The sequence below is a fragment of the Allobosea sp. 05T422_2 genome, from assembly GCF_056396265.1.
Map to the genome: position 1 here is coordinate 43257 of NZ_JBFTLD010000005.1, position 24812 is coordinate 68068.

A 24812-nucleotide genomic window follows, 5' to 3' on the forward strand; every position below is an offset into this window, starting at 1 on the left:
CCCGACACCAGGCCTGACCAGGAATGAAGATGACCTCCGGCAAGATCTATCAAGGCGCCCTGATTCTGATTGCGACGATCATGGCGGTCGCCGCGTTGTCGATCGCCAGCTCGGTCTTCGCGCCGGTCGCCTTCGCGCTCTTCATCATCGCGCTCGTCTGGCCGCTTCAGAAGAGCCTGCAGGCCTTCCTGCCCCGCCTGCTCGCGCTCGCGATCAGTGTCGTGGTCATGGTCGTCGCCTTCTTCGCCTTCGGGTCGCTGATCGTCTGGGCTTTCGGCCGTGTCGGCCGCTGGATCGTCAGCGACGCTGCGCGCTTCCAATCCTTCTACGACCAGATCACGGTCTGGCTGGAAGGGCATGGCGTGGCCGTGGCCGGCGTCTGGTCGGAGAACTTCAATGTCAGCTGGATGCTGCGCACCGCCCAGACCATCACCGGCCGCCTCAACAGCACGATGAGCTTCTGGCTCGTCGTCCTCGTCTACGTCATCCTCGGCCTGCTGGAAGTCGACGATTTCGGGCGCAAGGTGCGCACCATGCGCAACCGCGAGACCGGCCAGGTTCTGCTGCAGGGCAGCACGGCCACCGCCAGCAAGATCCGCCGCTACATGGTGGTCAGGACCCTGATGAGCCTCATCACCGGCCTGCTCGTCTGGGGCTTCGCCAAGGCTGTGGGCCTTCAGCTTGCGGAGGAATGGGGCTTCATCGCCTTTTCCTTGAATTACATTCCCTTCCTGGGTCCGCTCGTCGCCACGGTTTTCCCGACCCTGTTTGCGATGACGCAGTTCGGGTCCTGGCAGGCGGTGATCGCGGTCTTCGCCTGCCTCAACCTGATCCAGTTCATCGTCGGCAGCTATATCGAACCACGCGTCGCCGGCAGCGCGCTCTCGATCTCTCCGGCGACCGTACTGTTCTCCGTGTTCTTCTGGAGCTATCTCTGGGGCGTCTTCGGCGCCTTCATCGGCGTCCCGATCACGATCGCATTCCTGACCTTCTGCGCCCAGCATCCCTCGAGCCTATGGCTCGCGGAGCTCTTCGGCTCGCCGGAGAAGGATGCGCCTGCGATCCCGATCGACGCAGCCGTCAAGAGCTGAGGCCGGCGTCCGGCCTGGGCGCGACCTCGATCCGCTGCGGCGCGAGCAGGGCAAGCCCGCCATCCGTGGCGGCTGCGAGCGTGTGAATATAGAAGCCGGTTGCCTCGTCATCGGTCGCCTCCATCACGGGAGACGGCGCCGAGACGATCTTCAGCGGACCGCAGCGCCCGATCCAGTCGACATGGCGGTGGCCGTGCATCGCGACGAGCCGGTGCGACATCGGCTTGAGCTGGCGCACGAACCGGCTGCCATTGATCAACGCCGTGCCGATGCGCTCCGAGAAGGCCTTGGCTGGCTTCGGATATTCCACGGGATGGTGATGCAGCGCGATGACCCAGCGCGCCTTCGGGTATTGGCGCAGGATCGCGAGCATCGCCCGCATGTCCTCTTCCGAAACGAGGCCCAGCGCATTGGTGAAGGAGAAATGAGTTTCGGCGTTCGAGTTCAGCAGCACGAGCCCTAACCCGTCCGCTTCCGCCGGCGGCAGTAGCATCGGGAAGATATCGTCCCAGATATTGGCCAACCCCGCCGACAGGCGCAGCGAGCCCGCATCGGCGAAGGCGGCGATCGTCTTTCGATGGGGCTCCAGCGCCGCCGACAAGGTGCTGCCCAGTCCCGTCCGGTCCTGGTCKACGACCCGGACCCGGTCGCCCTGGATGGCGGCCATGGCCGACAGCGTCCGCATCTGTCTCAGGCGCTTCCCGGGACTCGTCGGCAATTCCAGCCGCGCCGGATTCGCGCGATCCACGATGTTCACGTCGTGGTTGCCGGGAAGGATGAAGCTCCTTTMGGCCAGCGCGGGATGCCGCGCCATCGCGTCCAGGAATTCCGCCCATTCCGCCGACCTGCCCGCATCCGTCATGTCACCGGTGATCAGAACGAAGTCGAGCGGTTCCTGGGCATGGATCTCGTCCAGTCTCTCGAGAACCTGGGCAAGCCGCTCGTTGCCACGCGGGCCGGCGCGCCCGCTTTCGATCCGAAAACCATAGCGCTCCCCGACGACATGGATGTCGGAGAGATGCACGACCCGCCATTTGCGGGCTGACGGCGGCGCCTCGTCATAGGACCCAAGATCGCGCGGCTGATCCATCAACCCATCGGCAAGGCCCCAGGCGAGCGAAGCAACGGCGAGATATCCGCTCATGACGGTCACCGTATTGGCAAGCGCGGGAACGACCAGTCGCAAGGGATTGGCAAGGTCAGCGATCTCGCCCGACCAGCGTGTCGCGGGCCAGGCAAGCGCGGCAATGCCCGCGGCCATGAGGAAGGCAGCAAGGCCGGCGCCAATGGCCGTCGCGGCCCGCAGGCCCGCGCGCTTGTCCTCGCTGGCCTCGGTCGTGAGAAAGCGCTCGGCCAGATGCCGCAGACCCTCGCGGCACAGGGCGTAGCCCGGTTGGACGGCGAGCGAATTCAACGACCAGAAGCTGCGTTCGGCGGCACGGAACAGCGGCCTGAAACCGAACCAGCCGAGGGCCGCGATCAGCGCCAGGAGAATGAGCGGCCCGATTCCTGCCAGCGCGTAGATCCGGCCCGACATCGAGGTGAACCAGGCCGTGGCGACAAGCGGGGCAAGTCCGAGCAGGACGCCCGGCAAGAGAGCGAGGATGATCCAGGCCAGCGCAAGCTTGGGCAGGTTGATTTCCCCCAGCATGCTTCCGGCGATGGCAATCAGGGAGCGCTTCTTGGTGCTGCTGGCGTCGTCCTCTGCGTCTCCAGCCCGCGGTTCGATGATCATCGGCATGGTCAGTCACGATCCAGGAAAACTGCGCTCGCCAGGACAGATCGGCGTCGAATGGTCATGCCTTGCCCMGCAGCAAAATCAGGATGCACACAGCTCAGTTGCCTCGAAGGACATAGCCTTGATGCCAGAGTCATGCACGCTTTCACGGCCAATCTTTCATACCCAAACCGAGAATGGGACGCCGAGCACAGAAGTGAGACACGGGGCTGATGACCGGCGAAAGGGCAGATGCTACTTTAAAATCAGATACTTGCACAATTTGTAACGTGATTTCAATAGAATTGAACGCGCCACTTCAATGCACGAAAGACAAGATTGCAGCGATATTTCAGTAATAATTCGCCAACAGCAGCGTTGGCGAGATTTTGATTGCTATCATATTACATCAAATGAGACACTTTCGCTCCGGAAGATGAAACCGCAATCTTCGATATTCGTCTTATCTAAGCTTCAAATCGAACAAAATACTTGCGCACGAGCATCGTCTCGAGGCCGCGACCGGCATGCGATCATCGGGCTGCCGGCCCCGCCCACACCCGGCTCGCGCCAGCCGGCCAAAGGGGCATGGTCATGACCACCGAAGCCGGCAGGGCGCCGCCCCTTGCCATGCTCACGCGCAGTCTCGGCTTTCTCGCGCTATGGCTGATCCTGATGGGCCCCGCCCTGAAGGATCTGCCCATCGGTCTGATCGCCGCAGCCGCAGCGACCTGGACGAGCACGGCGCTTTGGCCGGAAAGCGGAAAACTGTCCACGCGCGGCCTCTTGCGCTTCCTGATCCGCTTCATACCGCAATCAGCCGTGGCCGGCGTCGATGTCGCGCGCCGCGCCTTTGCCCCACAGCCGGCCTTGTCGCCAGGCTTTGTCACCTATCGCACCGCGCTGCCGCCCGGCATGGCCCGCAGCGCCTCATGTGCGGTCATGAGCCTCCAGCCCGGCAAGCTGCCCGTCGCGGCGGATGCGGACGGCACGCTTCATATCCATTGCCTCGATCTGCGCGAACCGGTGGCGGAACAGATCGCCGCTGATGAAGCAGCCTTCTGCGGTACTCTGGAGAATGGGGGCGATCATGGCTGACCTCTTCACGGGAGCAGCGCTCTTCATCCTGACCGTCACGGCGCTTGGACTGTTCAAGGTGCTGCGCTCCGACATACCCGTCGAACGCATGATGGCAGTTCAGTTGCTGGGCACGGGGGGCGCTGCCGCCGTGCTGCTGCTCGGCGCCGCTTCGCGTTCCGCCGCCATGACGGATGTCGCCTTGCTGCTGATGCTGCTGGCCGCCGTCTCCTGTGCTGCCTTCACCTTCGGGCAGTCCGGCCTCGGCGCCGACGCATCCGAACAGACGGAGGACGAGGCGTGACGGCGCTCGCCAATGCCTTCACGCTTATCGCCGTCGGCGGCGGCGCTCTTCTGTTTCTCGCCGGTACGCTCGGCCTGCTGCGCTTCCCCGACACGCTCAGCCGCCTTCACGCGTTGAGCAAAGCCGACAATCTGGGGCTCGGGTTGATCGTGCTTGGGCTCCTGCCGCAGGCCGAGAGCTTCGCAGGCGGCCTGAAGCTGGTCTGCGTCTGGCTGCTGGCCCAGATCTCGGCCGCAACGGCGAGCCAGTTGATCGCCGGGGTGCTCTATCGGCGCAAGCCCCGCCCATGACCATGCTTCTCGATCTCGCGCTCGTCGCGTGGCTTCTCGCGCTGGCCGTCCATGTCGCCAGGGCCAGGGATGATCAGGGTGCGATCATCGCCTTCATTGCCTTCGGTCTGCTGCTTGGACTGGGCTGGACGCGGCTCTCGGCGATCGACGTTGCCATGACCGAGGTGGCGATCGGCGGCGGTGTCACCRGCATGCTGCTGCTTCGGGCCGAAGCCCGGCTGCGCAAGCGCTCATCCCGCCCCCATGCCCCCAACAGAACCGCCAAGGCAGGCGCCGCGATCGCCTGCACGCTCGTGGCGGCTGGCCTCGCGCTCGCCGTGCTTTCCTTCCCCTCGCCCGCCCCGACACTCGCACCTGCCGCTGCCGCGGCGCTGGACGCGACCGGCCTCGGCAATCCCGTGACGGCCGTCCTGCTGGCTTACCGGGCGTTGGATACGCTGCTTGAGAAGGTCGTTCTGCTGCTCGCCCTCCTGGGGGTGTGGTCGCTGGCGCCCGATCAGCTCTGGGGTGGTGCACCAGAGGTGAGGCAAGMGCTTGCGCCGCCGCCCTTTGTCTACCTCGCCCGCGTATTGCCCCCCTTTGGCGTGCTGATCGCCGTCTATATGTGCTGGGTGGGGGCCGACGCGCCGGGCGGGACGTTCCAGGCTGGCACCGTGCTTGCCGCGATGTGGCTGCTCGTCATGTTGGCCGGCCTGCGTCCCGCACCGGAAACGAGGCGGACGACGCTGCGGCTCCTTCTGGTCGGGGGACCGGCCCTGTTCTTCGCGATCGGCTTCCTCGGCTTTGCGATCGCAGGCGGCTTCCTCGCCTATCCGGAGGGCGCGGCCAAACCCATCATCGTCGGCATCGAGGCAGCGCTGACGATATCGATCGCCCTGACGCTCGGCCTGCTCGTGGCCGGCCCCTCCAGCAGGGCTCCGGCCCCATGAGCCTCGCATCCCTCGGCCCCGCCACATTGTTTGGCCTGTGCGGCGCGGCGCTGGCCGGAATCGGCCTGTTCATCGTGATYACCCATGCCGGCCTCCTGCGCAGGATCGTCGGGTTCAACATTCTCGGCGCGGGCATCTTCCTGGTCTTTGGCGCGGCGGCACGGCGCGGAGCAGCCGCCGGATTTTCCGGCGACCCGGTTCCGCAGGCCATGGTGATCACCGGCATCGTCGTCGCATTCTCGGCGACCGCCCTTGCCGTCGCGCTGCTGCAGCGCCTGTTCGATCTCACCGGCCGCGAAAGCCTGGACGCGCCAGCGGCCGGCGACAAGCAGCGGGCCGAGCCATGACCCCTCTCGCGCCCGCCTCCGTTCACCTTGCCACTCCCGGCGGCTATCTGCTGGTCCTTGCCGTGACCTTGCCCGTCCTCGGCGTGCTGGCCATGCTGATCCTCGCCCCGCGCCATGCCAGGCAGGTCGCGCTTGTCACCGTCGCCGMCGGTCTCGTCACCGCGATCGCTATCGTGGCCGAGTTGATCCGGACCGGCAGCGCGCTCACCTATGTCGTTGGCGGCTGGCAACCGCCGCTTGGAATCGCACTGCGCGCCGACGGGCTTTCCGCGACGATGATCGCGATGACGGCGGTGGTGCTCACGGCAACATGCCTGTTTGCGCGGGACCTCTATGCGCTGGCCCCGAAGACGCAGGACGGGAGGGCGCCGACGACCTTCTGGGGCTTGCTGCTGGCAACCTGGAGCGCGCTGAACGCGGTCTTCGTCGGCGAGGACCTGTTCAACCTCTATGTCGCCCTCGAGTTGCTGACATTCGCCGCAGTCCCGCTGGTCTGCCTCGATGGCCGCGCCGAGACCGTCGCCGCAGCGTTGCGCTACCTGATGTTCGCGCTGCTCGGGTCCCTGCTCTACCTGCTCGGCACCGGGCTGCTCTATGGCAGCTACGGAACGCTCGATATCCAGATGCTGTCGCGCCTGAACGAAGGCGGGCCGGCCCTCTCGGTGGCACTTGCCCTGATGATCGTAGGGCTTCTCGCCAAAGCTGCCCTGTTTCCGCTGCATCTCTGGTTGCCCCCGGCCCATGCCGGCGCACCCGCAGCCGCGAGCGCGGTGCTCTCGGCTCTCGTCATCAAGGCGCCGGTCTTCCTGATCCTGCGTCTCGTGCTCGACATCGCCCCCCCGCAGGCAGCGATCCTGGCCGGTCAGATCCTGGCGGTTCTCGGCGCGTCCTCGATCCTGTTCTGCAGCGTCATGGCGCTTCGGCAGGCGCGGCTGAAGCTGATGATCGCCTATTCGACCGTGGCGCAGATCGGCTATCTCTTCATCGTCTTCCCGCTCGCAGCCGGAAATGAGGCGCAAGCTCCMTGGGAAACCATCGCCTGGACCGGAGGTGCCCTCCAGCTGGTTTCTCACGCGTTCGCCAAGGCCGCGATGTTCCTTGCGGCCGGCGTCATCGCCGAGGCCTTTGGCCATGACCGGATCGCCGATCTCGGCGGGTTCGGCCGCGTACTCCCGATCAGCGCGGCGGCCTTCGGCCTCGCCGGCCTGTCCCTGATGGGGATTCCACCGAGCGGAGGCTTCATTGCGAAGTGCCTCTTGCTGACGGCCGCGGTGCTGAACGGCCACCCATGGCTTGCCGCCACCATTCTGGCCGGAGGCCTGCTTGCAGCGGGCTATGTCTTTCGCGTCGTCGACCGCGCCCTGGCAACACCGGCCATCGCGCTCGTCGCACAGAAACCGATACCGCGGCGCCTCGAGCTCGTGGCCCTTGTTCTGGCGGTGGCGGCCGTGCTGCTTGGTTTCGTACCGCTCGAGCCCTTCGGCTTCCTGCAGCTGGGGCGCTCCGGGGTCATCGCAACGGTGGCGCCATGAACGCTTCCGGCCTGCTCCTTGCCTCTTCGTTGCTCCTCCCGCTCGCAATGGCGGCCTGCTGCATCTTCGGGCGCTTCCGGACCCGTGCGCTGTCGCTGCTTGCTGTCGCGCCCCTGCCAGGCCTGCTCGCGGCGCTTCTGGTGCCGGACGGAACCTCGGTCTTCTTCCCGCCGCCATTCCGGATGTCGCTCCTCCTCGATCGGCCGGGTGCAATCCTGCTCGGCGGCGCCGCCCTGCTCTGGAGCGCAGCGGGCGCCTTCGCGTCCTCCTACATGGGCCGCGAGCCGGCCGCTGCCCGCTTCGCCGTCTGGTGGCTGCTGACGCTGACAGGCAGCCTCGGCCTCTTCATCGTGGGCGATATCGCGAATTTCTACCTGCTCTTCACGCTGGCGAGCCTCGCCGCCTATGGGCTGATCGTGCATGAGCAGACCGCACGCGCTCACAGAGCCGGCGTCGTCTATGTCGTGCTGGCACTGCTCGCAGAGGCGTTTCTGCTGCTGGCCTTCGTGATGCTCGCGGCCGGCCACCCCGACGCCAATCCTGCGATCCGGGACGTGGTCGCATCCCTGCCAACATCCCCGATGCGCGACAGCATCGTTGCCCTGCTCATCCTCGGCTTTGCCTTGAAGATGGGCCTCGTGCCGTTGCATGTCTGGCTGCCGCTCGCCCACCCCGCCGCGCCGATGCCCGCTTCCGCCGTGCTCAGCGGGGTGGTCGTCAAGGCGGGCGTGATCGGCTTGATCCGCTTTTTGCCCTTCGAGGCCGGCCTGCCATTCTGGGGCAACGTGCTGATCGCGGCCGGCATCGTCACCGCGTATTTCGGCGTCATCGTCGGTGTGACCCAGACCCGCGCCAAGACCATCCTGGCCTATTCCACGGTCAGCCAGATGGGTCTGCTCGCCGTCCTTCTCGGTGTCGGGCTCGAGAATGCCGATACCGGGGCGACGAGCCTCGTTGCCTACTACGCGGTGCATCATACGCTGGTGAAGGGGGCCCTCTTCCTGGCGGTCGGCATTCTGGCTGCGACCGGRCAGGCACGGTTGCGTCCCGTCCTGCTGCTCACCGCCCTCCTGGCGCTCAGCCTCGGCGGCATGCCCCTGACCAGTGGCGCCCTTGCCAAACTCGCGACCAAGCCGATGCTGGGCTATGGCTATGTCAGCCACGCGATGGCGCTGGCCGGCGCTTGCAGTACGCTGCTGATGCTGAATTTCCTGTCGATCGTGGCGCGCGACGCACGGGAGAACTCCCCGTCCTCCGCTCCTCCCGGACAGCTCCTCCCCTGGCTCATCGTCGCGGCCGCCTCGCTGGTGATCCCATGGTCGCTCTATCCCGCAATTGCGGGCGAAGGCATCGCCAGCCTGCTGCAGCCCGACGCGCTCTGGAAGGTGGCCTGGCCCATGCTGCTGGGCGCGCTTGCCATGCTGCTGGTTCGTCGCATCACGGCATTGCCTGGCTCCATCCCCGAGGGTGACATCGTCGTGCTGGCAAAGGCCGGTACCTCCGTCATTCAGCGCCTCGCTGCCGGCATCGAGCAGGTGGACGCCCTGCTGCGCCGCTGGTCGGTGGCCGGGCTGTCGCTCATCATCGTTGCCGTTCTGCTGGGAGCGCTGATGTATCGAGCCTGAACGCGAGCGGGTCTGTGCTCCCTGGCTCTCTGGCTCTCTGGCGCCCCGGCCATGGTCGGATACAGTACCCGCATCCGCCCTTCTGCAGCGGAGCACATGACCCCGCTTCGGTGAACGACCAGGACAGCGGAGGCCTCGTGCMGTGGCCGCTTTGACACGCATCATCACAGGACTGGACCAGACTTGAGCCCGATCGAGAGTACCGCCGTCATCACCGTGATCACGATTGCCCTGTTCGCCTGGAACAGGCTGCCGGTMATCGTCGTGGCCATTGGAGCAGCGCTTTCGCTCTGGGCGACCGGTGCCGTCACGCTCGAGCAGGCTCTCGCCGGATTTGGCGATCGCGCGGTGCTGTTCATCGCCAGTCTCTTCATCGTCAGTGCCGCGCTCGAGAAGACGGGCGTGACCGCCTGGGCCGGACAGCTCCTGATCGCCAAGGCGGGCGAGAACAGGCGGACCCGCCTGCTGATCATCATCATGACGGCCGTCGGCTGCCTGAGCGCCCTGATCAGCGGCGGCGGCGCGGTGGCAGCCCTGATGCCGGTCGTGGTGATGGCCGCGATCCGGCTGCGGCAATCCCCGTCGCAGCTCCTGATGCCGCTGGCCTTTGCGGCCCATGCCGGCTCGAACCTGCTGCTCACCGGTGCCCCGAAGAACATCCTGGTCTCGGAAGCGCTGGAAGATGCCGGGTTGCAGGGCTTCGCCTTTGCCGAGTTCGCTCTCGTCGGCATTCCCCTGCTCGCCGGCACGATGGCGATCATCCTGCTGCTCGGGAAGCGCCTGTTGCCCGAGCAGAGCAGCGCGCGCTTGCCCGCCGACTTCAGCCGCCACGCCCAGACGCTGGTCGAGCACTACGGACTGAGCGACGGCGTCTTCCGGCTGCGCGTGCGCGCCACCTCGTCCTATATCGGGAGTGCGCCCGCAGCCCTGGACTTCGCCGGCGATCAGCGTCTCACCTTGATGGCCGTTCAGGCCGGAGATTCCGGCACGCCATTGCGCGCGCCGGCGATCTCGGAGGGCGACTACCTGCTGGTGAAGGGCGATGCGGCAGCCGTCGCCGATCTCGCAGCGGAGAAGCACCTCGCCTTGCGCGAGGACCGAGGGGACGACGAGGCCGGGCCGAGCCTGTTTAACCGCCGCTCCGGCCTCGCGGAAGTCGTTATCCCGCCGCGCTCGGCCCTGATCGGGCGCGCGATGTTCCCGGGCATGATCACCGATAGCGGCGATCTCGTGGTGCTCGCGGTGCAGCGGGCCGGCGTCGATCTCGAACCCGACGATGCTCTCCAGGCTGGCGATACGATCCTGCTGGAAGGCAGCTGGAAAGCACTCGACCTGCAGCTCACGGACCCCGACATCCTGGTCGTCAACTCGCCCGATCTCGTCAGGCGCCAGGCGGTGCCGATGGGCGCCGGAGCCGGCGTCGCCGTCGCAGTGCTGGCCTGCCTCGTCGTGCTGCTCGCCACGGGCATCGTCCCGCCGGCGGTGGCCGGGCTCGTCTCGGCCTGCCTGCTGATCCTCACAGGCATCGTCACGGTCGAGCAATCCTATCGCGCCATCAACTGGACGACGGTGATCCTCGTCGGTGCGATGATGCCGCTTTCCACCGCCATGGTGCAGTCGGGCGCGGCACAGCTCGTGGCCAATTACCTCGTTGCGCTCACCGGCGATGCCGGACCGATCGTCTTTCTCGCGGGCCTTTTCGTGCTGACCGCAAGCCTCGGCCAGATCATGAGCAATACGGCCACCACGATGCTGGTCATCCCCATTGCCATGGCGGCGGCCACCGGCATGGGGGTTTCGCCCCGCCCGATCCTGATGAGCCTGTGTATCGCGGGTGCAGCGTCCTTCATGACGCCGATCGCGACCTCGACGAACATGATGGTGATGGGCCCCGGCGGCTACAGCTTCAATAGCTACTGGAAGCTCGGGACGCCGCTGATGATCTGGTTCTTCATCATGGCGGTGTTCTACGTACCGCTAATCTGGCGGTTCTGAACTCCGGCGGTCCGGACTCGAACCGCCGCCCATGATCCAATCGGCGCGGAACCGGCTCCGCCGCCGCCTATCGCGTGGCGGGTACGGCAGGAGATGCGGACGCCGCGCCACGCAGCGGTTCGTCGATCCGGTCGATCAGATAGGGAAAGAAAGGGTTCGACGACATGCGCAGCAGCGAATCCAGATTCACGATCAGGGTGCCGCGCTCACCGCGGGCGGCGACCGCCCCGAGCTTGATGCCGAAATCCTCCGCCGGATCGGGCTTGAGGCCGTAGAGGCCATCGGTGACCGGGAATGGCAGGGCGACATGCGACAGTGAAAACACGTCGAAGGGATAGGACAGCCCGAGGTCTCGCACGGTCTCGGCCGATGCGCCGGCCTCGGTCACCCGTTCGACGACATCGCTGGAATCCTCGCTGGCATTGGTGATGATCGACACCCGGAAATTCCGCGGCGGTGCCGGCAGCATGCGGCTCAACAGCGTGTCGGRGGCCGAACTCAGCAGCGGCCCGAACTTGGTCGAACGGTTCAGGTCGAACAGGACGAGCTCGCTGCCATTCGCCGGCAGATGGGCATAGAGCGAGGTGATGATCGCCCGCGTGCTCACGGTGAAATCCATCACCGACTGGAAGCTGATGAGCGGCGCCAGGTCCTTCAACCGGTTTTCCCGCGCCAGCCGCAGGATCTTCTGCTGCAGGGCGCTGGTCAGCAGATGCGACTGGCGCGCGCCGTTGACCGGGAAGGAATTGTACTTGAACGGGTTGAACTCGGGCAGGACGCTGAGCCAGGCCGCCTTGGCGAAAGCCGGCAGGATGGCCGGCAGGCCGGCAAGCCCGGCGAAGCGTGCGAAGGCCGTGATCCCGATCATCGGCGAGATCAGGACAAGGCGGTCCGGCCGCGCCAGTTCCTTGTTCTCGAGCGCTTCGAGCGCATACATCAGCGCAAGTGCGCCGCCATTCGAGAACCCGACGAGATGCAGTGGCGCGGCGGGCTCGACCCGCTTTCTCGCCTCCCTGACCGCGAGGCGCGTCGCAGCCAACCAATCCTCCCATTCGATCTCGGTCAGCCCGGCCGGCACTGTGCCGTGTCCTGGCAGACGGATCGCGATGGCGACGAAACCACGGTCACGATATTGCCGTGCGACGTGGCGCAGGCTGTAGGGCGAATCCGTCAGCCCGTGCAGGAACACGGCCACGCCGACCGGCTTGCCCTCCGGCTCCATGACATAGGAGCGGTTCCAATCCTGCTTGAAATGCTCGGGATGAATCGCGCTGCCGTCGAAATAGCGATTGACCGGAACACGCTCCTCAGGGGCGAGCTTTTGCGTGACCTCCGCCCGCACGCCCGCGAAAGCTGCCGCCTCCGCCTTGAGATAGTCGTCCCAGCTGCCGCGATCGAGCTCCTTGATCGAGAGTTCATGCGGCACATAAGTGTGCCAGGGTTCAAGCGGCGCGCMGCGCTGGGTGTCGTAGATGCGCAGTCCGAGCAGGGACAGCGCGACGATCGCGAGGACGGCGCCCCCGCGTTTCAGCGTCTTGCCGATGAAACCGCGCATGCCTGGAACCTTCGAGAATCTGCTCTGCCGATGATACGCCGGACCGGGAGGTCAGGCAGCAGCCTTCCGGGCGGCGAGCGCGATCGCGATATAAGCCCAGCCGGCGAAGAGCAGCGAGACGCCCACCAGCGTGCCGGGCGCATAGATGCCGCCATAGGGGAGCCGCATCGCCAGCGCGACGCCAACGACGATCGTGATGATGCTGGACAGGAACATCCAGCCCACGCCGCTCTGCGCCCGCATCTTGATGGCAAGCCCGAGCTGGGCGAGGCCTTCCGCGATCAAGACAAGGGCAATCACCAAGGTGATGGCAATCGCCCCCTTCATCGGGTTGAAATACACCAGAATGCCGCCCAACAACTCGATCATCCCGACCAGCAACTGCCAGACGAAGCCACTCCACTCCTTGACCATGAAGGACTGGACCACCTTGAATGCGCCAGCGACAGCCAGGATCAGGCCAAGGAACAAGGTCACCGCCATGGTCGAGATGGCAGGGCTTGCAATCGCGATGATCCCGCAAATGACCAGGGCGATCCCGAGTGCGATGATCTTGCCTGACATCAGCCGAACGAGGCTGTGATCGGACCTGCTTGAATTCTGGGCCATGAGTTGCGCAATCCGTCGCTGTAGAAGCAAGCGATGGCCTTGCCGCCGAGGCCGCCCGCCGCACCGGCAGACAGTCGCAATCGGGCAATGCCGTCATGAGCAGTTATGCCGCGCCTGGTCTCGGGACGGATCAGCAGGGAATCCCAAAGCTAGTCAGGGAATCCCGTTTTCATGGATTTTGGCGGGCAGCGGCCCGGGTGTGCCGGCGCAATGACGCGACGGACGCCCGGACCGCGATCAGGCGCGGATCGGAGGCCTCACGCACCGACCTTCGCCAGGACGTCGGCGCGCAGGAAGCGCTCGATGAACAGCATGAACAGCACGGACGGGACGAGCAGGATCAAAGCCGTGATCGACGCGACCTGGTAGTTGCCGCCCATCGCCGCGTTGTAGAGCAGCAGCGGCAATGTCGTGACCTGCGGCACACCGACGAAGAAGGTGCCGGTGAATTCGTCGAGCGATTCCAGGAACACGAAGATGCCGCTGGCGATGATGCCAGGCGCAGCCAGCGGCAATGTCACGGTGGCGAAGGTACGCAGGGGTGACGCGCCAATATTGCGGGCGGCGAGCTCCAGGTCCTTGTCGACTGCGGCAAAGGCCGCCGCCGCGATCCAGACGGAATAGACGAGGCCGTGAGCGGCATGGACGAGGACCACGGCAAAGACCGTGCCGTTGATGCCGATCTGGTAGAAGACGCGCGCGACGTTGATGTAGATCGCGACGGACGGGAATGCCTGCGGCAGCAGGAACATCACCATGAACAGCGCGCGCACCGGCAGCTTCAGCCGCGCCAGCGCATAGCCGGCCGGGATCGAGAGCGCGAGCGCGACAATGACCGTCAGCACCGCKATCCATACGCTGGTACCGAGCGAGGCCATGGCGTCGCCGGTCGGGCGGAAGACCTGCTCCCAATAGCGGGTGCCATAGGTCACCGGCAGCTTGTAGGGCGTGTACCAGCGCTCGGCGACGGACCACAGCGCAAGGTTCGCAAGCGGACCGATGAGGACGAAGGCGAAAGCGGTGAGAAGGGCGGCAGCCAGCGCCGCCTTCGCCGTGGAGGCAAGCCGGATCATGGTGCGGCCTCCTTCGACATGCCGCGTTTCAGGTAGAGGATCGCGGCACCGGCACTGATCAGATAGGTGATTACGCCGAGCGCATTGGCAGTGGCGTAGTCGCCATAGGCGTTGATGCGGAAGGCCATGTCGACGGTCAGCATGGTCGGCTGCGAACCCGACACCATCATCGGCACCGAGAGCACAGAGAGCATCGTCACGAAGGACAGGACCAGCGCGACGAGGAGCGTCGGCATCACCTGCGGCAGCGCCAGCTCCACCAGCACCCGCAGGCGCGAAGCGCCGAGATTGCGGCCGGCTTCGAGCGTCGCCCGGTCGATCGACGCCAATGCGCCGGCCAGCAGCAGGGCCACGAACGGCGTCTGCTTCCACACGAAGGTCGCGATGATACCGCGCCAGTCGAGAAAGCTGGTCGCGCTCAATGGGTCCATCAGGCCAAGCGAGACGAAGGTGTTGTTCATCAGCCCGTTCTTGGCGAGGAAGGTCCGCATGCACTGCGCCGCGACGATGAAGGGGATGAAGAGCGGCCAGCGATAGAGCGCCTTCAGCGTACCCACGACCCATCTGTTTTCGCCGAGCGTCAGCGTTCCCGCGATAGCGATCGCAGCCAGTGCCGTCAGCAGGCAGGAGGACAGCACGATGATCACCGTGAAGACGATATCGCCGGAGTAAAGCTCAAACGCCTTGGCGAACCATTCCAGCGTCAGCGAGCCGTCCGGGCGCGTGAAGGCCGAGACCAGCGAAAAGCCGAGCGGATAGAGAAACAGAGCCGCGACGAGGAGCAGGCCCGGCGCGATCAGGATCAGCGCCAGCTGGCGTTGGGACATGGGCAGATATGCCGATCGAGAGGAGAGGTGGCCCGACTTGCGTCGGGCCAGGAGGTGGTGGAACGTCTCAGTTCGCGACCTTCTTCTCGTAACCTTCGAGAATGTCGTTGAAATAGGGCGCGATCGGGAACGCCTTGGCGTTCTTGGACAGGTCCGTCGGGGTGATGTCGGTGAAGAGCTTGTTCCAGGCAGCCTGGTCGAGCTTGCCTTCAAGGTTCTTGGCATCGATGCCCGGATACCAGTTGAACTTCTTCACGATGCCGTCCGCCTGCACCTGCGGGCTGGTCGCGAGCGCGATGAACTCCTCGGCGAGCTTCCGGTGCGCGGTCTTCTCCGGCACGGCGTAGTACATCGGCTGGCCCGGCATGCCGGGGGCCGCGAGCTTCAGCTTCATGTTCGGCGGCAGCTTGCCGTCAGCCTGCCAGGAATAGAACATGTCGACCCAGACCGGCCCGATGGCGATCTCGCCGCGGTTCAGCATGTCGAGTGTGCCGGCATTGCCGGGGGTGATCACGACGCTCTTGTTGAAGTCCTTCAGGTCGGCAAGCGCGCCATCCCAGGTTGCCTTCACCGCCGGATCGTACGKTCCCTTGATCAGCTTGTCGGCGTCGCCGCCGAAGGCGTAGACCCAGCCCGCCACGAAGGCGACGCCGGACATGCCGCCCTTGATGCCGTTATAGCCGAACTGCTTGGGGTTCTTCTTGGCCCAGTCCTTCAGCTCCGCATAGGTCGCCGGAGGCGATTTCAGCATGTCGGCATTATAGGCGAGCGCAGTCTGCGACTGGAACATCGGGATCACGAAGCCGGAAACATCGGCGCCGAGCGAGTTCTTCGCGGTCTCGCTGGAGACGAGCTTCGCGGTCTCGACCTTGTCGGTATATTTGGCGAGGAGACCTTCCTTCACCATCGTGCCGGCGGCCTTCTGGTGGATGACGACAACATCGAAATCCGAAGCGCCGGCGCTCTTCTGGGCGTCGAGCTTCTCGAAGATCTTCTGCGATCCGGAGTCGCCGGCGCCGGTTCCGACGGAGACGACCTTCACGCCGGGATGCGACTTCTCAAACATCGGCCCGAGATAGTCCTTGACGTAGTCGACCATGTTCTGGTCGCCGGCGGTGGCGACGTTCAGGGTCTGAGCGGACAGCGGCGTCGCCACCATCAGCGCTGCAATCGAGCAGGCAACTGTAAGAATGCGCATGAGCTGACTCCCTGTCAGGCGGCGATCCCGGCCTCGGATGCCGGGAAGATGTGGAGGCGCTGCAGCGGAATGCGCAGGCCGACTTTCGTTCCGAGTTCGTGACGGGCAGCGTCGTCGACCGTGATCTGGCGGCCGGCGGCTTCGACCCGGTAGCGGTAGACTCCGCCGGGATAGGCGCGAGCCGCAATGCGTCCGGGCACCAGCAGGTCGTCGGAGGCTGGGGCGTCGGCCGCATCGAGGCGCGCGACATCGTCGCGGAAATAGGCGACGGCATCTCCGACAGGCAAAGCATCGAACGCCTCGGCCGCGATCTGGGYCGTGGCGTCCCCTGCCCTCAGCGAGGCGCCGCGCTCGGAGCGCTCGACATGAAGGGGAAGGACATTCTCCGCCCCCATGAAATTGGCGACGAAGGCGGTCGCCGGGCGATCATAGACCTCTTCCGGCGTGCCGACCTGCGCAATCCGCCCCGCCTGCATGATGACGAGCCGGTCGGCCATGGTCATGGCCTCCTCGCGGTCATGCGTGACATGGACGGCGGTCAGGCCAAGACGCTGCTGGATCGCGCGGATCTCATGGCGCATCGTCATGCGGATCTTGGCGTCGAGATTGGAGAGCGGCTCGTCGAGCAGCAGGATGCCCGGATCGATCGCCAGCGCCCTGCCAAGCGCAACGCGCTGACGCTGCCCGCCCGAGAGCGCCGTGACCTTGCGGCCCTCATATCCGGTCAGGCCGAGGAACTCGAGCATGGACGCGACCTTGGCGGCGATCTCGGCCTTGGACGCACCACGCAGCTTCAGCCCGTAGCCGATATTCTGCAGCACCGTCATATGCGGCCAAAGCGCATAGGACTGGAAGACCATCGCCATCCCGCGCTTCTCCGGCKGGAGTGACGCGACATCATTGCCGCCGACGATGATCGAACCGGATTGCACCGGCACGAAGCCGCTGAGCGAACGCAGCAGGGTGGTCTTGCCGCAGCCGGACGAACCAAGAAGCGCCGTGAAGCTGCCGGGCGTGAAATCGAGGCTGACGCCGTGCAGCACCTGCGTGCCGCCATAGGCGACATGCAGGTCACGCACGCTGATGGCCGCGCCGCTGCGCGCCCTGTCCGGCACTCCCACTTGCAAACGCTTTCTCCCCTGTCGCGACCTTTTTTCCAGCTCTATGGAATATCTCTTCCATTTTCTGGACCGCTTGGAATAAACATAACGAACACTCGCGCCGATGTGCAACAGGTTTATGAAGGCTTGATGTCACCCCAAATTCATTCGATCTGGCTGATGCCGAGCGCCGAGGACGGCGCATTCCTCTCCAGCCTGGTTGCGGATCTCTCGGGCCGCTTTGGCACGCCGCTGTTCACGCCACATCTGACGGTCAAGGGTGACACGGATCTGCCCATGGCCGCGCTCGCAGGCGGGATCGCGGAGGCCGCAGCCGCAGTCCCGGCCTTCCGGGAGGCGGTCGCCGCGATCGAAACCAGCGACGCCTATTTCCGGTCATTCTACGCGCGTTTTCGCATCAGCGCGCCGCTGGCGCAGCTCAAGCAGCGACTGGACAGCGACATGGCAGACAGCTTCATGCCGCATGTCTCGTTGCTCTATGGCCCCGTCGCGCCCGCCCCGAAGGCCTCGGCCGCGGCCGAGTTTCAGCGCATGCTGGCCGGGAGAGCCATCGTCTTTGACCGGCTCTGCGTGGTTCGGTCAGGCCAGGACATCCCCATTTCCGAATGGGCGGTGATCGAGACGGTCGAGCTTGGCAAGAACGGAACCTAGACGAGCCCATCGGCTCAGTTCGGCCGGAAAAACGACATCCGGACAAGCGTCAGGCCGCTGCCTCTCGCGAAGGTGAGTTCGCCGTCATGGGCGCGTGCGACTTCCGCGGCGATCGATAGGCCGAGCCCGGAGCCTCTGGAGTGCCCGCCCTTCTCGAAGGGCCTGGTCATTGTTTCCGCCAGCTMGATCGGGAAGCCGTCGCCATCGTCACCAACCTCGATCCAGGCGCTTCCCGTGTCCGCCGAGACCGTCACGGACAGCCTCGTATGCGCTCCATGGACGAGTGCGTTGTCGATGAGGTTGGCAAGCGCCTCGCGCAGACTCACCGCGTCGCCGTCGATCACCGGAGCCGAAGGCGCCGGCGTGAAGGAAATATCGACCTCGCGCGGCAACGAGAGCGGMACGGCCTTGGCGAGAACCGATTTTGCCAATTCGTTGAGATCGACGGGCGCGGCGCGTGCCGCGTCGGCGCGGTGGATGACCATGGCGTGGTCGAGCAATTGACTGGTCAGACGCGCCAACTCGGTGGTGCGCTCACGAACGCGGGCGATATGTTCGGCGCGGCGTTTCAAGGGGCTCGCGCTCGACAGGATCTCGACCTGGGCGTCGAGTGCGGCGAGCGGCGTGCGAATCTGATGGGCCGCGTCGGCAATGAATCGTTGCATCACGGCCATGCGATCGGAAAGCCTGCGCATGAAATCGTCGATGGCGTGGACGAGGTTGCGGATCTCGACAGGCGGCTCTGTCTGGATCGGGCGCAGATCGTCGGGGCGCCGTCCTGCGATTTCCAGCTCGATCCGCGTCAACGGCTTCAGGGCGAGGCGCACCGCAAAGCCTGTCGCCAGCAAGGCGAGCACGCTCATCGCAGCGATGACACCCAGTGCCTTGAGAGTAAGATCGCGCGCAAGCGCCGTGCGAGCATCGGTCGTCTGGGCCACCACGATGGTTGCCCAGCCGCCGAGCATGGCATCGTCGATCTGGCGGGCGACCGTCGCAATGCGCACGCCCTGTCCCTGAAAGGAGCCGTCCTCGAGCACGACGCCGCTGCGCGCGGCTGCCGGTTCCGCCCCCGAGGCGAGATCCTCATAGCCTGCAACCACCACCCCGCGCGGATCGACGACCTTGTAGAAGACCAGATCATAGGCGGCGAGTGTCGCGATCGCGGCGACGGGGGGATCAAGCGCGACGACCCCGCCCTGGACATAGACATTCTCCGCGATCTGGATCGTGCCGCCGCTGAGCAGCCGATCATAGGCCTGCTGTGCCGCGATCGTCGCCGAGTGCCAGGCGGCGACGCCGAGCACGACCGCGCCGAGCCCCAGCACCGCCGACAGAACGACGATGATGCGGACCCGCAGCGAGAGGAGCAGGTCATGTCGTTGCAAGCTGATAGCCCAGGCCGCGCATGGTTCTGATCTCGATGGGGGCATCTGCGAGCTTGCGCCGCAAGCGCGCCACGAACTGCTCGACGGCGTTCGGACTCGGTTCCTGATCGAAGTTGAAGAGCTGCTCGATCAGTTCCTCCTTGGGCACGATCCTGTCCGGCCTGGCCGCCAGGATCTCGAGCACCGTCAGCTCGCGGCGCGTCAGGTTGAGCGTCCTGTCGCCGATGCTCGCGACCCGGCCCGCTCGATCGATCACGAGCGGGCCCACTCGCAGCATATTGTCCGAAAGCCCGGCGCTGCGCCGCAAGAGGGCGCGAGCACGTGCTTCAAGTTCGCKGTAGTCGAATGGCTTGGTCAGGTAATCGTCCGCGCCGAGATCGAGCGCGCTGATCCGCTCGTCGACAGCCGAACGCGCGGTGATGACCAGGACCGGTGTCTTCAGCCGTCTCGCGCGCAGGCTCTTGAGCAGCGTGAGCCCGTCCTCGCCCGGCAAGGTCAGATCAAGAATCACGAGATCATAGGCCTGGACCTGAAGCAGCTCGGCAGCTGTGCGCCCGTTCGATTCCCAATCGACGGCGTGACCGATCTTCTCGAACCGCATCACGACGGCCTCGGCGATATCGGCGGTGTCTTCGACGACGAGAACGCGCACGGCCAAAACATCCTTCGTCGGAGTCAGGTCGGAGTCAGGTTCGCAGGTTACTAGCATGGCAAGCGCCGCAAGTGCGCAGGGAAACGAAAGCAAGGGAGGGCCGATGCAYGCCCCATTCACCACCAGCGCCGCCGCGCCGCTTCTCTCCGTCGAGGGCGTCACGCTGCAATACAAGACGCCGGATGTGGTCGTCACGGCGACGCGCCGCGTCTCCTTCGACGTCTATCCGTCCGATCGTTTCGTCCTGCTTGGCCCCTCCGGCTGTGGCAAGTCGACCCTGCTCAAGGCGATCGGCGGCTATCTGAGCCCGGTCGAGGGGCGCATCCGCCTCAAGGGACACGAGATCACCGGGCCAGGACCGGACCGGATGATGGTCTTTCAGGAATTCGACCAGCTTCTGCCCTGGAAGACGGTGCGCGAGAATGTCGTTTTCGCCCTGACCTCGAGCGGCCGCGCCGGAGCGCCGGAGGCCGAAGAGCGTGCGAAATCCTATATCGACAAGGTCGGCCTGACGAAATTCACCGACAGCTATCCGCACATGCTTTCCGGCGGCATGAAGCAGCGCGTCGCGATCGCGCGCGGCATGGCAATGGAGCCCGACGTCCTGCTGATGGATGAGCCCTTCGCCGCGCTGGACGCGCTGACGCGCCGCAAGATGCAGGACGAGTTGCTGCGGCTCTGGGACGACACCCATTTCACCGTGCTGTTTGTGACGCACTCGATCGAGGAGGCGATCCGTATCGGCACCCGCATCCTGCTGCTGTCGCCCCATCCGGGCGAGGTCAAGGCCGAGCTCAACAGCGTGCCCCCCGAGGAGATGGGCACCGGCACGCAGGCCGCGCTCGAAACCCGCATCAACGACATGCTCTTCGCGGCGCATTGAGACGGAGACGACAGACATGACCGACCTCCTGACCTTCCGCCCGGAAATCATCCGCGACGTCAATTCGAGCGATGCGCCGGTCGTGGCCAAGTCGCTGAGCCTCATCGAACGGACCTACCGCCTCGGCTTCGTGCGCAAGGGGCTGATCCTCGCGGTGCTCGCCATTGCCTGGGAGGCCTATGGCCGCTGGCTTGGTAACCCGCTGCTGTTCCCGACCTTCGGCGAGACGGTCGATGCCTTCGTCAGCAATATCGCGAGCGGCGTCATTCCGCAGCGCATGCTGGTCTCGCTGCAGACCCTGATCATCGGCTACGGCATCGGCATCGCGCTCGCCGCGCTCCTGACGACCTTGGCCATCGGCTCGCGCATCGGGGCGGACCTGCTCGAGACATTGACCTCGATGTTCAATCCGTTGCCGGCGATCGCACTCTTGCCGCTGGCATTGATCTGGTTCGGCCTCGGCTCGGGCAGCGTGATCTTCGTGCTCGTGCATTCAGTGCTCTGGGCAATCGCTCTGAACACCCATGCCGGCTTTCGGTCGGTCTCGAATACGTTGCGCATGGTCGGTCAGAACTACGGCTTGCGTGGGTTGAAGCTCGTTCGCCTCATCCTGATCCCCGCCGCCTTCCCGGCCATCCTCACCGGCCTCAAGGTCGGGTGGGCCTTTGCCTGGCGGACGCTGATCGCTGCGGAACTCGTCTTCGGCGTATCGTCCGGCTCGGGTGGCCTCGGCTGGTTCATCTATGAGAACCGCAATCAACTCGAGACGGCCAATGTCTTCGCCGGCCTCTTCACCGTGATCCTGATCGGCCTCTTCGTCGAGAACGTCATCTTCGCCACGATCGAGCGCAGGACGATCCGCCGCTGGGGCATGCAGCACTGAAACATCCAGTCACCAAGGCCGAATGGCCGCATCAAAGGGAGGACGACAGATGAAACACACAAACTGGTTCAAGGGGGCGCTTGCCGCAGCCGTGATCGGGACTGCCTTCTGCGCCAGTGCGGCGCGGGCCGAGGTCAGCGAGGTCCGCGTCTCCAAGKGCTTCGGCATCCTCTACCTGCCGCTGATCGTGATGCAGGACCAGCAGTTCCTCGAGAAGCGCGCGAAGGCGGCCGGACTTGGCGACGTCAAGGTGACGTGGCTGATGCTTGATGGCGGCAATGTCATCAACGACGCGATGATGGCCGGCACGCTCGACTTTGCGGGAACCGGCGCACCCGGCTTCGTCACGCTCTGGGCAAAGGCCAAGGGGATTCCCAATGTCGAGGTCGTCGGCGTCTCCGGCATGAGCTCGACCTCGCTCTGGTTGAACGCCAACAAGCCCGAGCTGAAGTCGCTCAAGGATTTCACGGGCAGCGACAAGATCGCGCTGCCCGGCATCAAGACTTCACTTGCGGCCGTCGTTCTGCAGATGATCGCGGCCAAGGAGTTCGGCCCCGAGAACTACGCCAAGATGGACCCGATGACGGTGAGCTTGCCGCATCCCGAGGCGCTGGCCGCGCTCATCGGCGGCAAGACCGAGATCAAGGCACATTTCACCTCGCCGCCCTTCCAGTACATCGAAGCCAAGGCACCGGGCGTGCACCGCGTCCTGAACTCGGTCGATTATCTCGGCAACATCACGCTCGACGTCACCTTTGCGCCGAAGAAATTCGTGGATGCCAACCCAAAGATGACGMAGGCCTTCATCGAAGCGATGGATGACGCCAACGCGCTGATCGCCAAAGACCAGAAGCTCGCGGCCGAGATCTACGCCAAGAGTTCCAAGGTGAAGGTCGACGCCGCCGAGATCCAGGCGATGATCGAAGATCCCGACGCCCGTTTCTCGACGACTCCGAGCGGCGTGATGCAGTTCGCCGAATTCATGCACCGTGCAGGTACGATCAAGATCAAGCCGGCCAAGTGGAGCGACATGTTCGTCCCGCAGTTGACGGGTCGCTCCGGCAGCTAGCCCCCCAATGGCTCATCRCCGGCGGCATAATGCCGGGCGATGAGCCCGGAATATCGCGATCTGAGCGCCGGCAATGCTACGGGCCCGCTGCGATCGCGGGCAGGACGAGGATCCCACCAGGCGGGCAGGCTCTGATTGCTCCGCCGAGGCACTCGCTACCGGGCCGGCCGGCGTGCCATTCTGCCGCGAACCAATTGGCGCGCGGTTGATCGGCTCACGCAGATCATACCAACGCGCCCAGGCCCCATCCACCGGGGGACGCAGCCGTCAGATCCCTCGGATCAGGCCGCCATCAACCCGAATCTTGGCGCCCGTGACATAGGACGCCCGCTCGCTGGCAAGGAACGCAACGACATCGGCGAATTCCTGTGGCTTGCCGTAGCGGCCGGCCGGAATCGTCGCGATCGAGGCCTTCGTGATCGCGTCTTTCGTCGCGCCGGCCCGCGTCGCAGCTGCGTCGTCGAGTTGATCGACGCGCTCGGTGTGGATGCGACCGGGCAGCACGACATTCACCGTCACCCCCTGCCCCGCAACCTCGGAGGCCAGCGTCTTCGACCAGCCGACGACTGCGGCACGCACGCCATTGGAGAGCGCGAGACGCGGAATCGGCTGCTCGACGCCGGAGGAGACGATGGTGACGATCCGGCCCCAACCCCGCTCGGTCATGCCAGGCAGCAGACGCTGCGCGACATGAAACAGGTTGGCCGCCATGGCCTCGAAATGCATCAGCCAGTCCAGGCGCTTCGCGTCGCGGGCCTCGCCCGGCGGAGGCCCGCCGGAATTGCCGATCAGGATGTCGACGCCGCCCTCGGCAATCAGCTTGTCGGCCAGCGCATCGATCGAGGCGATATCCGCAAGGTCGAGCGTGGCGGCGACCACGCGGCCGCGCTGCTCAGCCGGCAGCTCGCCGATCCAGGCGGCGAGCGCGTCTTGATTGCGCGCCGCCGCGATCACCGTCGCACCTTCGGCGGCGAGCGTGCGTGCGATCGTCGCGCCGAGGCCGCGGCTGGCGCCGAGCACCAATGCGCGCTTTCCGTTGAGGCCCAGATCCATCAGTTGATCTCCTTGAGGCGCCGCGCCTGACGGGCGACGAGACGTTCGATGTCGGCGATGTCGGCCGCCGAAAGGGCTGACCCGGGGCTGCGTACCATGCCCGACGCGATCGCGCCGCGCTTGGCGAGCAGATATTTGCGAATGGCGAGCCCGTGACCAGGCTGCTGCTCATAGCGCGCCAGCGGCAGATAGGCGTCGAACAGGTCATGGGCGCGTTCGACGTCCCCGGCGGCATGGGCCTTCCAGACATCGACCATCATCTCGGGATAGGCAAATCCGGTCATGGCGCCATCGGCCCCGCGCGACAGTTCCTCGGGCAGGAACATCGCGCCGTTCCCGACCAGGATCGATATGCGCCGCCCGCCGTTCTTGTCGCTGGCCGCACGCAGGGCCGAGATCTTGGCAAGCCCCGGCCAGTCCTCGTGCTTCAGCATCACGCAGCTCGGCTGCGCCGCGACGATGCGCAGGATCACCGAGGAGGCGATCTGGACATTGGTGACCAGTGGGAAATCCTGCAGCACGAAGGGGGTCTTCGGTCCGAGCGTCTTTGCGACCATGTCGTAATAGGAGACGATCTGGTCGTCCGTCCGCAAACTTGCGGGCGGCGCCACCATCACGCCCGCGGCTCCGTCAGCCATGACGCTGTCGCTCAGCTCCCGCATCGCGGCAAAGCCCGGGGCGGAGACGCCGACCACGACCGGAACACGCCCCTGCACCCGCGCCAGGACCCGCCGCACGAATATCCGCGATTCCTCTGCCGTCAGTTTCGGCGCCTCGCCCATCATGCCGAGCACGGTCAGGCCGTTGGCGCCCTTCTCGAGGTAGAAATCGACCATGCGGTCGGTGCTCGGCAGGTCGAGCGCGCCGTCCTCCGTGAACGGAGTGACCGCGATTACATAGACGCCCTTCGCGCCTTCATCCAACAACGCCATGATGATCCTCAGTT

Annotated in this window: 24 protein-coding genes; 13 read left to right on the plus strand and 11 right to left on the minus strand. The window is 65.4% G+C overall.

Going from position 1 to position 24812, the window contains the following annotated elements; genetic code table 11:
- Positions 1 to 23 precede the first annotated feature (23 nt).
- A complete protein-coding gene (locus tag AC1DJT_RS01925; protein ID WP_441490720.1) occupies positions 24 to 1091 on the plus strand; it encodes an AI-2E family transporter in 1068 nt (355 codons plus the stop codon).
- Here AC1DJT_RS01925 and AC1DJT_RS01930 read toward each other — a convergent pair.
- Positions 1081 to 2832 (minus strand): metallophosphoesterase family protein, encoded by a 1752-nt coding sequence (locus tag AC1DJT_RS01930; RefSeq protein WP_476833422.1) that lies wholly within the window; start codon positions 2830 to 2832, stop codon positions 1081 to 1083. The genes AC1DJT_RS01925 and AC1DJT_RS01930 overlap by 11 nt on opposite strands.
- Before the next feature lie 570 nt (positions 2833 to 3402).
- Between AC1DJT_RS01930 and AC1DJT_RS01935 the strand changes: the two genes are divergently transcribed.
- From AC1DJT_RS01935 to AC1DJT_RS01970, 8 genes are all read left to right on the plus strand, one after another.
- Positions 3403 to 3906, plus strand: a complete 504-nt coding sequence (locus AC1DJT_RS01935) for a Na+/H+ antiporter subunit E (protein ID WP_476767621.1) — start codon at positions 3403 to 3405, stop codon at positions 3904 to 3906.
- Positions 3899 to 4189 carry a monovalent cation/H+ antiporter complex subunit F gene (locus AC1DJT_RS01940; protein ID WP_441506414.1) on the plus strand — a complete coding sequence of 97 codons (291 nt, stop codon included), beginning with the start codon at positions 3899 to 3901 and terminating at the stop codon, positions 4187 to 4189. Before AC1DJT_RS01935 ends, AC1DJT_RS01940 begins: the two co-directional genes overlap by 8 nt.
- The gene (locus tag AC1DJT_RS01945) at positions 4186 to 4479 is read left to right on the plus strand and encodes a cation:proton antiporter (RefSeq protein ID WP_476767622.1); all 294 of its coding nucleotides are present in this window, start codon (positions 4186 to 4188) and stop codon (positions 4477 to 4479) included. Before AC1DJT_RS01940 ends, AC1DJT_RS01945 begins: the two co-directional genes overlap by 4 nt.
- Positions 4476 to 5408, plus strand: coding sequence for a hydrogenase subunit MbhD domain-containing protein (locus tag AC1DJT_RS01950; protein ID WP_476833423.1), 933 nt, complete (start codon positions 4476 to 4478; stop codon positions 5406 to 5408). The genes AC1DJT_RS01945 and AC1DJT_RS01950 overlap by 4 nt, the downstream gene beginning before the upstream one ends.
- Positions 5405 to 5755, plus strand: a complete 351-nt coding sequence (locus AC1DJT_RS01955; protein ID WP_441490714.1) for an NADH-quinone oxidoreductase subunit K — start codon at positions 5405 to 5407, stop codon at positions 5753 to 5755. The genes AC1DJT_RS01950 and AC1DJT_RS01955 overlap by 4 nt, the downstream gene beginning before the upstream one ends.
- On the plus strand, positions 5752 to 7287 hold the full coding sequence (locus AC1DJT_RS01960; RefSeq protein WP_476833424.1) for a complex I subunit 5 family protein: 1536 nt from the start codon (positions 5752 to 5754) through the stop codon (positions 7285 to 7287). The genes AC1DJT_RS01955 and AC1DJT_RS01960 overlap by 4 nt, the downstream gene beginning before the upstream one ends.
- Positions 7284 to 8912, plus strand: a complete 1629-nt coding sequence (locus AC1DJT_RS01965; RefSeq protein ID WP_441490712.1) for a complex I subunit 5 family protein — start codon at positions 7284 to 7286, stop codon at positions 8910 to 8912. Before AC1DJT_RS01960 ends, AC1DJT_RS01965 begins: the two co-directional genes overlap by 4 nt.
- A 183-nt stretch (positions 8913 to 9095) precedes the next feature.
- Entirely contained in the window at positions 9096 to 10907 is a 1812-nt protein-coding gene (locus AC1DJT_RS01970) for an SLC13 family permease (RefSeq protein ID WP_441490711.1), read from the plus strand.
- A 67-nt stretch (positions 10908 to 10974) separates the two neighbouring features.
- Here the strand turns inward: AC1DJT_RS01970 and AC1DJT_RS01975 are convergent, their stop codons facing one another.
- The 6 genes from AC1DJT_RS01975 to AC1DJT_RS02000 form a co-directional block, all read right to left on the minus strand.
- Positions 10975 to 12462 carry an alpha/beta hydrolase gene (locus AC1DJT_RS01975; RefSeq protein WP_476833425.1) on the minus strand — a complete coding sequence of 496 codons (1488 nt, stop codon included), beginning with the start codon at positions 12460 to 12462 and terminating at the stop codon, positions 10975 to 10977.
- Between the two features lie 51 nt (positions 12463 to 12513).
- On the minus strand, positions 12514 to 13071 hold the full coding sequence (locus AC1DJT_RS01980; protein ID WP_441490709.1) for an HdeD family acid-resistance protein: 558 nt from the start codon (positions 13069 to 13071) through the stop codon (positions 12514 to 12516).
- 257 nt (positions 13072 to 13328) lie between these two features.
- Complete coding sequence (locus AC1DJT_RS01985) at positions 13329 to 14144, minus strand: ABC transporter permease (RefSeq protein WP_441490708.1); 816 nt, start codon at positions 14142 to 14144, stop codon at positions 13329 to 13331.
- Positions 14141 to 14971 (minus strand): ABC transporter permease, encoded by an 831-nt coding sequence (locus AC1DJT_RS01990; RefSeq protein WP_441490707.1) that lies wholly within the window; start codon positions 14969 to 14971, stop codon positions 14141 to 14143. The genes AC1DJT_RS01985 and AC1DJT_RS01990 overlap by 4 nt, the downstream gene beginning before the upstream one ends.
- 67 nt (positions 14972 to 15038) lie before the next feature.
- Positions 15039 to 16169, minus strand: coding sequence for an ABC transporter substrate-binding protein (locus tag AC1DJT_RS01995; RefSeq protein ID WP_476833426.1), 1131 nt, complete (start codon positions 16167 to 16169; stop codon positions 15039 to 15041).
- A 14-nt stretch (positions 16170 to 16183) separates the two neighbouring features.
- Complete coding sequence (locus AC1DJT_RS02000; RefSeq protein WP_476833430.1) at positions 16184 to 17290, minus strand: ABC transporter ATP-binding protein; 1107 nt, start codon at positions 17288 to 17290, stop codon at positions 16184 to 16186.
- A 129-nt stretch (positions 17291 to 17419) separates the two neighbouring features.
- On the opposite strand from AC1DJT_RS02000, the gene AC1DJT_RS02005 reads away from it, so the two are divergent.
- Entirely contained in the window at positions 17420 to 17941 is a 522-nt protein-coding gene (locus tag AC1DJT_RS02005) for a 2'-5' RNA ligase family protein (protein WP_441490705.1), read from the plus strand.
- A gap of 14 nt (positions 17942 to 17955) precedes the next feature.
- Here the strand turns inward: AC1DJT_RS02005 and AC1DJT_RS02010 are convergent, their stop codons facing one another.
- Both AC1DJT_RS02010 and AC1DJT_RS02015 read right to left on the minus strand, forming a co-directional pair.
- A complete protein-coding gene (locus tag AC1DJT_RS02010) occupies positions 17956 to 19326 on the minus strand; it encodes a sensor histidine kinase (protein ID WP_476833427.1) in 1371 nt (456 codons plus the stop codon).
- Positions 19313 to 19978 (minus strand): response regulator transcription factor, encoded by a 666-nt coding sequence (locus AC1DJT_RS02015; RefSeq protein WP_476833428.1) that lies wholly within the window; start codon positions 19976 to 19978, stop codon positions 19313 to 19315. Before AC1DJT_RS02015 ends, AC1DJT_RS02010 begins: the two co-directional genes overlap by 14 nt.
- Positions 19979 to 20081: 103 nt before the next feature.
- Here AC1DJT_RS02015 and AC1DJT_RS02020 point away from each other — a divergent pair, with 103 nt between their 5' ends.
- The 3 genes from AC1DJT_RS02020 to AC1DJT_RS02030 are packed head-to-tail and all read left to right on the plus strand — an operon-like array spanning position 20082 to position 22813.
- On the plus strand, positions 20082 to 20861 hold the full coding sequence (locus tag AC1DJT_RS02020) for an ABC transporter ATP-binding protein (RefSeq protein ID WP_441490703.1): 780 nt from the start codon (positions 20082 to 20084) through the stop codon (positions 20859 to 20861).
- 16 nt (positions 20862 to 20877) lie between these two features.
- The gene (locus AC1DJT_RS02025) at positions 20878 to 21744 is read left to right on the plus strand and encodes an ABC transporter permease (protein WP_441504867.1); all 867 of its coding nucleotides are present in this window, start codon (positions 20878 to 20880) and stop codon (positions 21742 to 21744) included.
- Between the two features lie 49 nt (positions 21745 to 21793).
- Positions 21794 to 22813, plus strand: a complete 1020-nt coding sequence (locus AC1DJT_RS02030; protein WP_476833429.1) for an ABC transporter substrate-binding protein — start codon at positions 21794 to 21796, stop codon at positions 22811 to 22813.
- A 267-nt stretch (positions 22814 to 23080) separates the two neighbouring features.
- Here AC1DJT_RS02030 and AC1DJT_RS02035 read toward each other — a convergent pair whose 3' ends face one another.
- Both AC1DJT_RS02035 and AC1DJT_RS02040 read right to left on the minus strand, forming a co-directional pair.
- Positions 23081 to 23866, minus strand: a complete 786-nt coding sequence (locus tag AC1DJT_RS02035; protein ID WP_441490700.1) for an SDR family oxidoreductase — start codon at positions 23864 to 23866, stop codon at positions 23081 to 23083.
- Positions 23866 to 24798, minus strand: a complete 933-nt coding sequence (locus tag AC1DJT_RS02040; protein WP_476767627.1) for a dihydrodipicolinate synthase family protein — start codon at positions 24796 to 24798, stop codon at positions 23866 to 23868. Before AC1DJT_RS02040 ends, AC1DJT_RS02035 begins: the two co-directional genes overlap by 1 nt.
- Between the last annotated feature and the right edge of the window lie 14 nt (positions 24799 to 24812).

Coding starts and splice junctions, on each gene's coding strand:
- AC1DJT_RS01940 (WP_441506414.1), top strand. CDS start 3,899: ATGGCTGACCTCTTCACGGGAGCAGCGCTCTTCATCCTGACCGTCACG.
- AC1DJT_RS02025 (WP_441504867.1), top strand. CDS start 20,878: ATGACCGACCTCCTGACCTTCCGCCCGGAAATCATCCGCGACGTCAAT.
- AC1DJT_RS02005 (WP_441490705.1), top strand. CDS start 17,420: ATGTCACCCCAAATTCATTCGATCTGGCTGATGCCGAGCGCCGAGGAC.
- AC1DJT_RS01935 (WP_476767621.1), top strand. CDS start 3,403: ATGACCACCGAAGCCGGCAGGGCGCCGCCCCTTGCCATGCTCACGCGC.
- AC1DJT_RS02040 (WP_476767627.1), bottom strand. CDS start 24,798: ATGGCGTTGTTGGATGAAGGCGCGAAGGGCGTCTATGTAATCGCGGTC.
- AC1DJT_RS01980 (WP_441490709.1), bottom strand. CDS start 13,071: ATGGCCCAGAATTCAAGCAGGTCCGATCACAGCCTCGTTCGGCTGATG.
- AC1DJT_RS02035 (WP_441490700.1), bottom strand. CDS start 23,866: ATGGATCTGGGCCTCAACGGAAAGCGCGCATTGGTGCTCGGCGCCAGC.
- AC1DJT_RS01925 (WP_441490720.1), top strand. CDS start 24: ATGAAGATGACCTCCGGCAAGATCTATCAAGGCGCCCTGATTCTGATT.
- AC1DJT_RS01990 (WP_441490707.1), bottom strand. CDS start 14,971: ATGTCCCAACGCCAGCTGGCGCTGATCCTGATCGCGCCGGGCCTGCTC.